The sequence below is a fragment of the Actinomadura sp. 6N118 genome (assembly GCF_044326415.1).
GTDB lineage: Bacteria > Actinomycetota > Actinomycetes > Streptosporangiales > Streptosporangiaceae > Spirillospora.
Window position 1 is genome coordinate 61,326 of the sequence record NZ_JBIRAZ010000038.1, and the last position, 7,183, is coordinate 68,508.

Genomic DNA, 7,183 nt, shown 5'->3' on the forward strand with positions numbered 1-7,183 from the left:
GCGCGTCCGTCTCCGTAAGCCGCCGCCGCACGCAATCACCGGCCACAGCCACACCGTACGCGCCACATCCACCGCTGAAGTAGCGGTTTACCCTGCCTCAGAGCAACGGGTGGCTGTGACCGGCGCTTTCGATAAACGCCCTAGCGCGGTGGTGACGCACAGTTAGGCCAGGCAGCGCAGCGGCATATGCGGATGTCTGCCTTGGTAGTAGCGGCTTGCAGACGGAGTTGGGGAGTTCACCCAGGGCGCTCTGGTGCCCGTTCTCGCGAACGAAGCCCCCAGCGCGCAGTGGTGGCCAGTGGTGACGACCGTCTGCCTTGGAAGCGCCCTTCCCTGCAAAAATCGCGGGCTGACCGAGCGGCCGTGTTGAGGGTGTTGGCCAACACCCTCAACACGGCATTGCATCCTGTTGGGCATCTGTGGTCGGCGTCTGCGTCGATGGAGTCGATCGCCCCGGTTGCGGTCACCGATAGCTTGGAGGGTCTGATGAGGGTGCCGTTCTTCGCCGATGAGTCCGTACGGCTGTATGTGGGGGACGCCGTCCAAGTTGTGGGCGAGTTGCCGCCACGGTCGATCGATTGTGTGGTGACCAGCCCGCCGCACTGGGGCAAACGCGACAACGGCGCCCAGGGCCAGTACGGACTGGAAACCACGTTGGATGACTACGTCGCCCGCCTGGTCGAAGTGTTTACTCAACTCCGCCGGGTGCTGGCCGACGCCGGGACCGTGTGGCTGAATCTGGGCGACTCCTACGCCGGGTCGTGGGGAAACTACACCGCGACGGGCTCGCCAGCGAACCACCGGCAGAGCCCGGTACGGCACGTTCCGGCCACCACAGGCCGGAGAGCAAGCCGGGCTACGCGGCAAGAACCTGCTCGGGCTGCCGTGGCGGGTGGCGTTCGCGCTACAGGCCGACGGCTGGTACCTGCGCAACGCAGTGGTGTTGAACAAACCCAATGCGATGCCCGAGTCAGTCACCGACCGGCTCTCCTCACGCTAGGAACTCATCTTCCTGCTGTCCCAGCAACCCCGCTACTACTTCGATCTGAACGCCATCCACGCCCCACTGACCGGCCCCAGCTTGACCGACGCCAACCGCAGGACCAACGATGCGGACAAGGCGGGACACCAGATAAACGGGGCCTCTTCCACACAGGGTTCCCGCCGTCGCGATGACACCGGATACGGACCTGCCCTGGAGAGTCGCCGCCCTCAGGGCTCACCGCCTCCGCCAACAGACCGAACGCCAAGCACTGGAGGACCTGGCTGGACCGGGTGCCTCGTCCGACCACGGACTGGTCTTCACCAAACCCAACGGCCAGCCGCTGCACCCCCAGACGGTCACCGAACACTTCAAAGACCTTGCAGACCAGGCCGGACTCCTTCCGATCCGACTCCATGACCTGCGCCACGCCGCCGCCACCGTCATGCTCGCCGCCGGCATCGACAACAAATTCGTCCAAGAGCTCCTCGGATACTCCGACCGGGCCATCACCTCTGACACCTACACCAGTGTCCTGCCGGCGTTGGCAGCCGAAGCCATCACCGCGGCAGCCGACGTCATCAACCAGCACCGCCGAACACCAACAGGCACAGAACCCGCAGCGGAACGCTCGGGCCGCTGGATGACGCGGTCCCGTCCGCTGACCTGGCCGCCGCTCAGAGCGCAGTGGCCGCTTGGGTGGTCGAATACAACACCCGTCGGCCGGACCACCACAACCCCGGTCCGCAACCTCAAAGCCCACCGACTCCGCAAGGTCGACCATGTTTCCTAGGGCAGCTGTCAAGCATCAGCCGGGATCGATCCGTCAAGCATCAGGTGGGACTAGACAAGGCTGCGGGACTGGGGTCGGATGCAGGGCTTCTGCGTAGTCGCGTGACGTCCGTTTTATGATCATGTGGGTCCGAGGAGGGGCGAGCGGTCGGCTGGCGTCGCGGGCGTTGTGCCGGAGGCCGGCGGCGATGCTCTTCCCGGCCAGGCGAAGGCGCCGATGGCGAGGTTGCAGCAGGTCGCCATGGCGCGGGGTGCGGAGCCGGTTCGCAGCTGGGAGGCGTCCTCGGCGAACGTCACGTCTCGAACGTGGTGCAGGGCTTCGATCTCCCAGTGGCCGCGGATCAGCCGGGCGAGCTTGGCAGGTTTGGCCTGTTCCGCGGTGAGGCTGGTGACCGCGTGGACGGTCTTGATGCCGACCTTGCCGGTCTTGCGGTCCACTCGGCGGCGCTTGAGCTGGACGGCCTGGCGGGCGCCGGGAAAGAGCAGGCCGTTCAACTGGGTCGGGACGGTGCTGCGGGTGATCGGCGATCCACGTCCATGCGGTCCACGGGCCGGTGGTGCCAGGCGTTTTCACGCCCGCCCCTGGGGCACGTCATCCGCCCGCGGCGTCCTCGGCTTCCCAGCGCAGCAGGTCGCCCGGCTGGCACTTGAGCACCTCGCAGAGCGCGGCGAGGGTCGTGAAGCGCACGGCCTTGGCGCGGCCGTTCTTGAGTACCGCCAGGTTGGCGGGCGTGATCCCCACGCGGTCCGCGAGCTCGCCTACCGACATCTTCCGTTTGGCCAGCATCACGTCGATGTCGACGGCGATTGGCATCAGATCACCTCGTCCAGTTCGGCCTGCATCTGCGCCGCTTCGACGTCGCGCGCGACCGCCTGGGCGAGCAGCATCCGCAGCACGAGCACGAGGAGCGCGCCCCCCAGGATGGCCACGCCAACTCCGCCCATGATGACGGTGACGCCCGGGTCGTCCCGCTGGCTCGGCGCATTGAGGACCGTGACGGCGAACCACACGAGGGCAGCCGCCACTATCGCGCCGATGATGATGTCCACGTACCGGAAGGCGGCGTGGGAGAACACGGTTCCGCGTCGCACCATCGTCACCAGCCGCCATATGCAGACCAGGGTGACCTGGACCGTCCCGAGGCCCAGGATCGTGATCACGCGCAGCGGGGTCAGCGGGAGCGACCCGTCCTCCGGGTCGCTCCCGCTGACCAACGCCCACACCATCAATGCCTGTACGAACACGGTGCCGGTGAGCACCACCGCGAGCACGGCGCGCAGCGCCCGCACTGCCAGCTTTCCCATGGCCCACCCTTCCATCGAATTACGATGGCAATCTATCGAATTTCGATAGATGAAAACAAGGGTTGGAACGGAGGGTGGGCGGCGGTTTCGCATCGTGGCGGGGACGCCGCCACCTCCCATGGCATGGCGGTTGCGCGAACCGTCTTGATCTTGTCGAAGTCGGCCTCGCTTGAGCACAAATCGGACGCCACCCGACTATGCCGAGCCCTGGGGTCGGATGTCGTCAGCCGACTTGCTGCTGGTCCTCGTACCGGCGACGCCATGCTGCGCAGCGGATGACGTAGGCGGGAAGGTGCTTGGCTTCGAAGTCCTCGGCTGACCAGTCCTCGGAGCCCCCTTCGGCCTCTGGGCTGCATGCGTAGGACATGCATGGCGGCCGTCGACGAGGTCGATCCGTTTGAGCTCGTACACAGGTCTTCGAACGCGTCCAAGGTGCGCCACTCGGCTGGGCTGAGTCCTCGTTGCGGTGGCGTCGCCGGGGATGAGGCCGGGATAGACCCGTTCGGGAAGGGTGACGACTCGCCAGCCTTCGGCTGATGCTGGCTCGTGTTGTGGGACTCGATCGATGAGGGCGAACAGGACCTCAGGAAATTGGAGGCTTCCAAAGACGAACTGGCGCCGTGGTGTTCGAGGTCGAGCTGACCGGCGTCCGGCTGCTTGAGGAGCGCCACCGGCTGGCCGTACGCCTTGGCCTGCTCCAGGAACTCGGTCGCCTCGATGTCATTTTCGTGCTCCCGGAAGATCCCGTACTCCTCCAGGTCGGGCTTCTCGCCGAGAAGTTCCTGAAGAGCCTCCGCACGCTCTCTGCTGAGCCTTCCCGCCCTTGGTGCTCAGGCCGGTCTTCCGGCGGATCCCCTTCCGCGAAGCCCCAGCCGCGGCAGTTCGGCGGCGTCCGGCGGGAACCGGAAGTGCTGGACCCGTTCGCACAGGTCGATCGGTGGCCGCATACCGGGGAGCGTGCGGCCTCTGCGGCCGACTCCCCGGCCGTCCCGCCTCAACCAACACCACGCCCAACCAGGCCCGGCGCGCACAAGGGTCGGTAGCGTACCTACCGCTTGCCGGAAGGATCAATGAAGGACGACAACATGCAGGAAGTGACGTGCCACAGCGTCCGTGAGCAGCGGATCGCCCAAGCGCTGGAGGACATCCGCGGGCGGACGTTGGGCCGCTGGCAATGGCTGCGCTTTGGCGGTCTGTCCCTGAAGTCCCTTCAGGAGATACGCGACGAATTCCTCGACCATGTCGCCGCTCGTACCTTTGAGGACCCCACGCTCAGTACCCTCCCCTCACGCATAGTTCTGCGTACCGCGGCCGAGTGCGCGCTCGGGGTCCTGGACCTCGGTACCTTCCCCGACGGCGACTGGGAGATCCCCTTCCCGCTCATCGACAAGACGCTCAGCAGCGAGGACTTCGAGGGCTTCAGTTTCAGGAACGCAGTGGACCAGGCGCCCACCACGAGGACCTGGCTGGACGCGTTCGCGATGTGCCTGGTCAGTGACGCGGTGTGGGAGCGGGACCGAGTGATCGGTCTGCTGCTGCGCAACGACTATGCGCCCGCGATCCGCGACGGGGTGCCGGACTCGCCGCTGGAGTCACGGTCGGATCCGGCAGGCCTGGCGGAGATGGATGTGTTGTGCGGCTACCTGACCAAGGCACGCGGGCACCTGCCCCGGGACTGGCCCTCTGTGACTTTGCGCAAGCCGGACGTCGAAGAGCGCGTGGAGGCGGCTCGGCGCTTGGATGCCTTCGGCGCGCTGACGCCGGATCAGCAACTGCTCCGCGTGCTCCTGGAGGACGACCAGCCGGCCTTCGAACGGGCCCTGGCCGGGCGGCTCGTCCAGCACCGCGAGAGCGCAGCAGCCGATGCGGCCCCCCGAAGCCTGCTGCCGGTCGCCACGATCGCTCTGGCCGCGCTGGCTGTCCAGGTGCACGGGTGGGAGTTGGGCATCAGGTCCGGTTATCTACCGGAAGGCCTGCTGCGCGCTCCGGAGGGCGCTCCACGGATCAGCATCTGACGTGGCTCTCGGACGTGACGCCGTAGAGGGCCCCCGACCCGCCTGCAGCTGGGCACCGACGGCACTGTCACCCCGTGGGAGCGGCCACCGCCCGTCGAGCCGTAGCTGCGTAACACTTTGTACCCCGACTTAGCGCCGGTCGCGTACGCTGCGTTCCCGCCGAACTCGTCCGGCAGTTCCCCGCCTTTGCCGAACTGAACGAAACCGAGATGATCAAGATTCTCAACACGCCGGAGAACATCATGCCCGTCAGCGCACAAGTGAACTCCGCTCGCGGCAGCATCCCCTATTCACAATGGGACGGCATCAACGCCGGAGCAGCCCGCGAAAGATGTTGCCCTCGGTCGACAGGTAGTTGTTCCGGTAATCGAAACGGCGTGCGTCGGTGAACATGAGGTACCAGTACTTCATCTGCTCCGACCACCAGTAGCCCGAGGTGAGGTCGCCGTGCTTGACGGGCGAGGTGGTGACGTCGCTGATGATTGTCCAGCCGTTCGCGACGCGAGAGTGCTTCTTCTGCCGCAGGTAGTACTCGTAGGCCAGTTCCCGGTATTTCTGGCTGGCCGGATTGTTCCGGCCCGTGACGAGCCACAGGTTGAGGCAGGAGTCGACGTACTCGGGCCGTAGCTGGTTGCCCTTGTCGGTCGCCGTGCCCGATACCGGGTCATATCCCTCGGGAAGCACGGGATACCGTTCGAGCACCGAGGTCCAGGAGGCGAGGTAGGCGTCGCCGAGCCGCCGGTGCCCGCTCTGGCCGAGCAGGCCGGCATAGAAGGAGCCCAATTCGGACTGATCGACCGTGACCACCTCGCCGTGGTCTTTGTCGACCCGGGCGAACCACAGGTGCCCATTGATGGTGGTGGCCTCGTGCTTGAGGATCGCCCTGGTCAAGACCGCGTACCAGTCGCGGAAGTCGGTGTCGCCGAACAGATCCCAGGCGTCCCACACGTACTCGAAGAAGGAGTCGACCGGCGGATGAATGGTCGCGGTGTCGTTGACCCAACGACCGGTCTCGACATTGATCTCGGTGCCGAGCAGGTCCAGCTCCGAACGGCGGTCGATGACCGCCTTCATCGCTCTCTTGGCCGCCCTGTAGTACTTCGGGTCGCCGGTCAGCCGAGAGAGCGTCCCGAACTCGGTGATGATGGTGCCGACCTCGGCCAGCGGATTGGTGACGCCGCTGATCTCGCCCGTGCTCGGGTTGACGAATCGATACGGGATGCCGGTCGGGGACCGCTCGAAGCAGGGCATCAGGATGTCGGCGATCTGCCGAGCATGCCGCAGCAACGTACGCTCACGGGTGGCGAGATAACCCGACAGCAGACCTCCCACCATCCGGATGTTCGTCTCGAAGACCTGGACATTCGCGTTGACGGCGCTGAAATCAAGGCTCTCTTCGATCCAGTCGACGCCCTCGGCCAGTTCGTCGTCGAGCCGCATCAGATACAGCGTGTCAAGAGCCTCAACGATGGTGAGCCCGACGGGGTGGGCGTCGTCGAAGAACTCGCCATGCCCACCGCTGACCGGCAGCAGATGGTCATGCCCCCAGGCCAGCCTCTTGTACGCGTTCCACGTGTGCAACAGCTCGCGACGTACGTCCTCGGCCACCGGGCGCCAGTCCCTGATCGGCCGTCCGATTCCGGGCCGGGCCGGGGACACCTGTCGCGCGTACGCAGGCCCTTCCCCCAAACCGAGCCCACCTGCGGCGACCAGACCAGTCGCGGTCACCAGAAGTGTCCTGCGCGTGAGGGATTGGGGGGATCTCACTGCTCACCGTCCAACGAGAGACGTCAGTTGATCACCGCCCGTTCGTACCATCACGCGACGCCCCTAGCCACTCCCCTGACCACAAATGGCCCAACGCCCAAAGCTGTCACATGATCCGAGATCGGAAACCTGCACGATCGAACGCCTTCGCCAACGCATGAGCTGTTCCCCAGGACAGTGAGGGATGAGAGGGGCTAGGCGGTCGGCGCTAGGACGACGACCTTGCCGGACACGGCACCGGCGGCGACTTCGGCGTGGAACGCCGGGAGGTCCTGGAGCTGGATACGGCGGCTGATGTCGATGTGAAGGTCGCCTCGGTCGA

8 protein-coding genes and 1 pseudogene are annotated in these 7,183 nt (G+C 66.0%); 3 read left to right on the plus strand and 6 right to left on the minus strand.

All coding sequences use genetic code 11. From position 1 onward, the window contains the following. Positions 1-486: 486 nt before the first annotated feature. The gene (locus tag ACH34W_RS51800) at positions 487-1,176 is read left to right on the plus strand and encodes a DNA methyltransferase (protein WP_395968684.1); all 690 of its coding nucleotides are present in this window, start codon (positions 487-489) and stop codon (positions 1,174-1,176) included. Beyond that, entirely contained in the window at positions 1,173-1,775 is a 603-nt protein-coding gene (locus ACH34W_RS51805) for a tyrosine-type recombinase/integrase (RefSeq protein WP_395968674.1), read from the plus strand. The genes ACH34W_RS51800 and ACH34W_RS51805 overlap by 4 nt, the downstream gene beginning before the upstream one ends. A gap of 119 nt (positions 1,776-1,894) precedes the next feature. Here the strand turns inward: ACH34W_RS51805 and ACH34W_RS51810 are convergent, their stop codons facing one another. The 5 genes and pseudogenes from ACH34W_RS51810 to ACH34W_RS51830 all read right to left on the minus strand — a co-directional run. After that, complete coding sequence (locus ACH34W_RS51810) at positions 1,895-2,269, minus strand: hypothetical protein (RefSeq protein WP_395968675.1); 375 nt, start codon at positions 2,267-2,269, stop codon at positions 1,895-1,897. 97 nt (positions 2,270-2,366) lie between these two features. Continuing rightward, positions 2,367-2,588: a helix-turn-helix transcriptional regulator gene (locus ACH34W_RS51815; RefSeq protein ID WP_093903458.1), complete on the minus strand. Its 222-nt coding sequence runs from the start codon at positions 2,586-2,588 to the stop codon at positions 2,367-2,369. Beyond that, positions 2,588-3,079, minus strand: a complete 492-nt coding sequence (locus tag ACH34W_RS51820) for a DUF2975 domain-containing protein (RefSeq protein WP_395968676.1) — start codon at positions 3,077-3,079, stop codon at positions 2,588-2,590. The genes ACH34W_RS51815 and ACH34W_RS51820 overlap by 1 nt, the downstream gene beginning before the upstream one ends. Before the next feature lie 223 nt (positions 3,080-3,302). Next, the gene (locus tag ACH34W_RS51825) at positions 3,303-3,446 is read right to left on the minus strand and encodes a hypothetical protein (RefSeq protein WP_395968677.1); all 144 of its coding nucleotides are present in this window, start codon (positions 3,444-3,446) and stop codon (positions 3,303-3,305) included. Positions 3,447-3,556: 110 nt separating this feature from the next. Then, positions 3,557-3,679: pseudogene (locus ACH34W_RS51830) on the minus strand (gamma-glutamylcyclotransferase); the annotation flags it as partial. A gap of 485 nt (positions 3,680-4,164) precedes the next feature. On the opposite strand from ACH34W_RS51830, the gene ACH34W_RS51835 reads away from it, so the two are divergent. Continuing rightward, a complete protein-coding gene (locus ACH34W_RS51835; RefSeq protein WP_395968678.1) occupies positions 4,165-5,094 on the plus strand; it encodes an immunity 49 family protein in 930 nt (309 codons plus the stop codon). Between the two features lie 306 nt (positions 5,095-5,400). On the opposite strand, the gene ACH34W_RS51840 is transcribed toward ACH34W_RS51835, so the two are convergent. After that, the gene (locus ACH34W_RS51840) at positions 5,401-6,822 is read right to left on the minus strand and encodes a glycoside hydrolase family 47 protein (RefSeq protein WP_395968679.1); all 1,422 of its coding nucleotides are present in this window, start codon (positions 6,820-6,822) and stop codon (positions 5,401-5,403) included. Between the last annotated feature and the right edge of the window lie 361 nt (positions 6,823-7,183).

What these genes read in the sequence shown, in the direction of transcription:
- ACH34W_RS51805 (WP_395968674.1), top strand. Translation starts at nt 1,173, where the DNA reads ATGACACCGGATACGGACCTGCCCTGGAGAGTCGCCGCCCTCAGGGCT.
- ACH34W_RS51820 (WP_395968676.1), bottom strand. Translation starts at nt 3,079, where the DNA reads ATGGGAAAGCTGGCAGTGCGGGCGCTGCGCGCCGTGCTCGCGGTGGTG.
- ACH34W_RS51800 (WP_395968684.1), top strand. Translation starts at nt 487, where the DNA reads ATGAGGGTGCCGTTCTTCGCCGATGAGTCCGTACGGCTGTATGTGGGG.
- ACH34W_RS51825 (WP_395968677.1), bottom strand. Translation starts at nt 3,446, where the DNA reads ATGTCCTACGCATGCAGCCCAGAGGCCGAAGGGGGCTCCGAGGACTGG.
- ACH34W_RS51815 (WP_093903458.1), bottom strand. Translation starts at nt 2,588, where the DNA reads ATGCCAATCGCCGTCGACATCGACGTGATGCTGGCCAAACGGAAGATG.
- ACH34W_RS51835 (WP_395968678.1), top strand. Translation starts at nt 4,165, where the DNA reads ATGCAGGAAGTGACGTGCCACAGCGTCCGTGAGCAGCGGATCGCCCAA.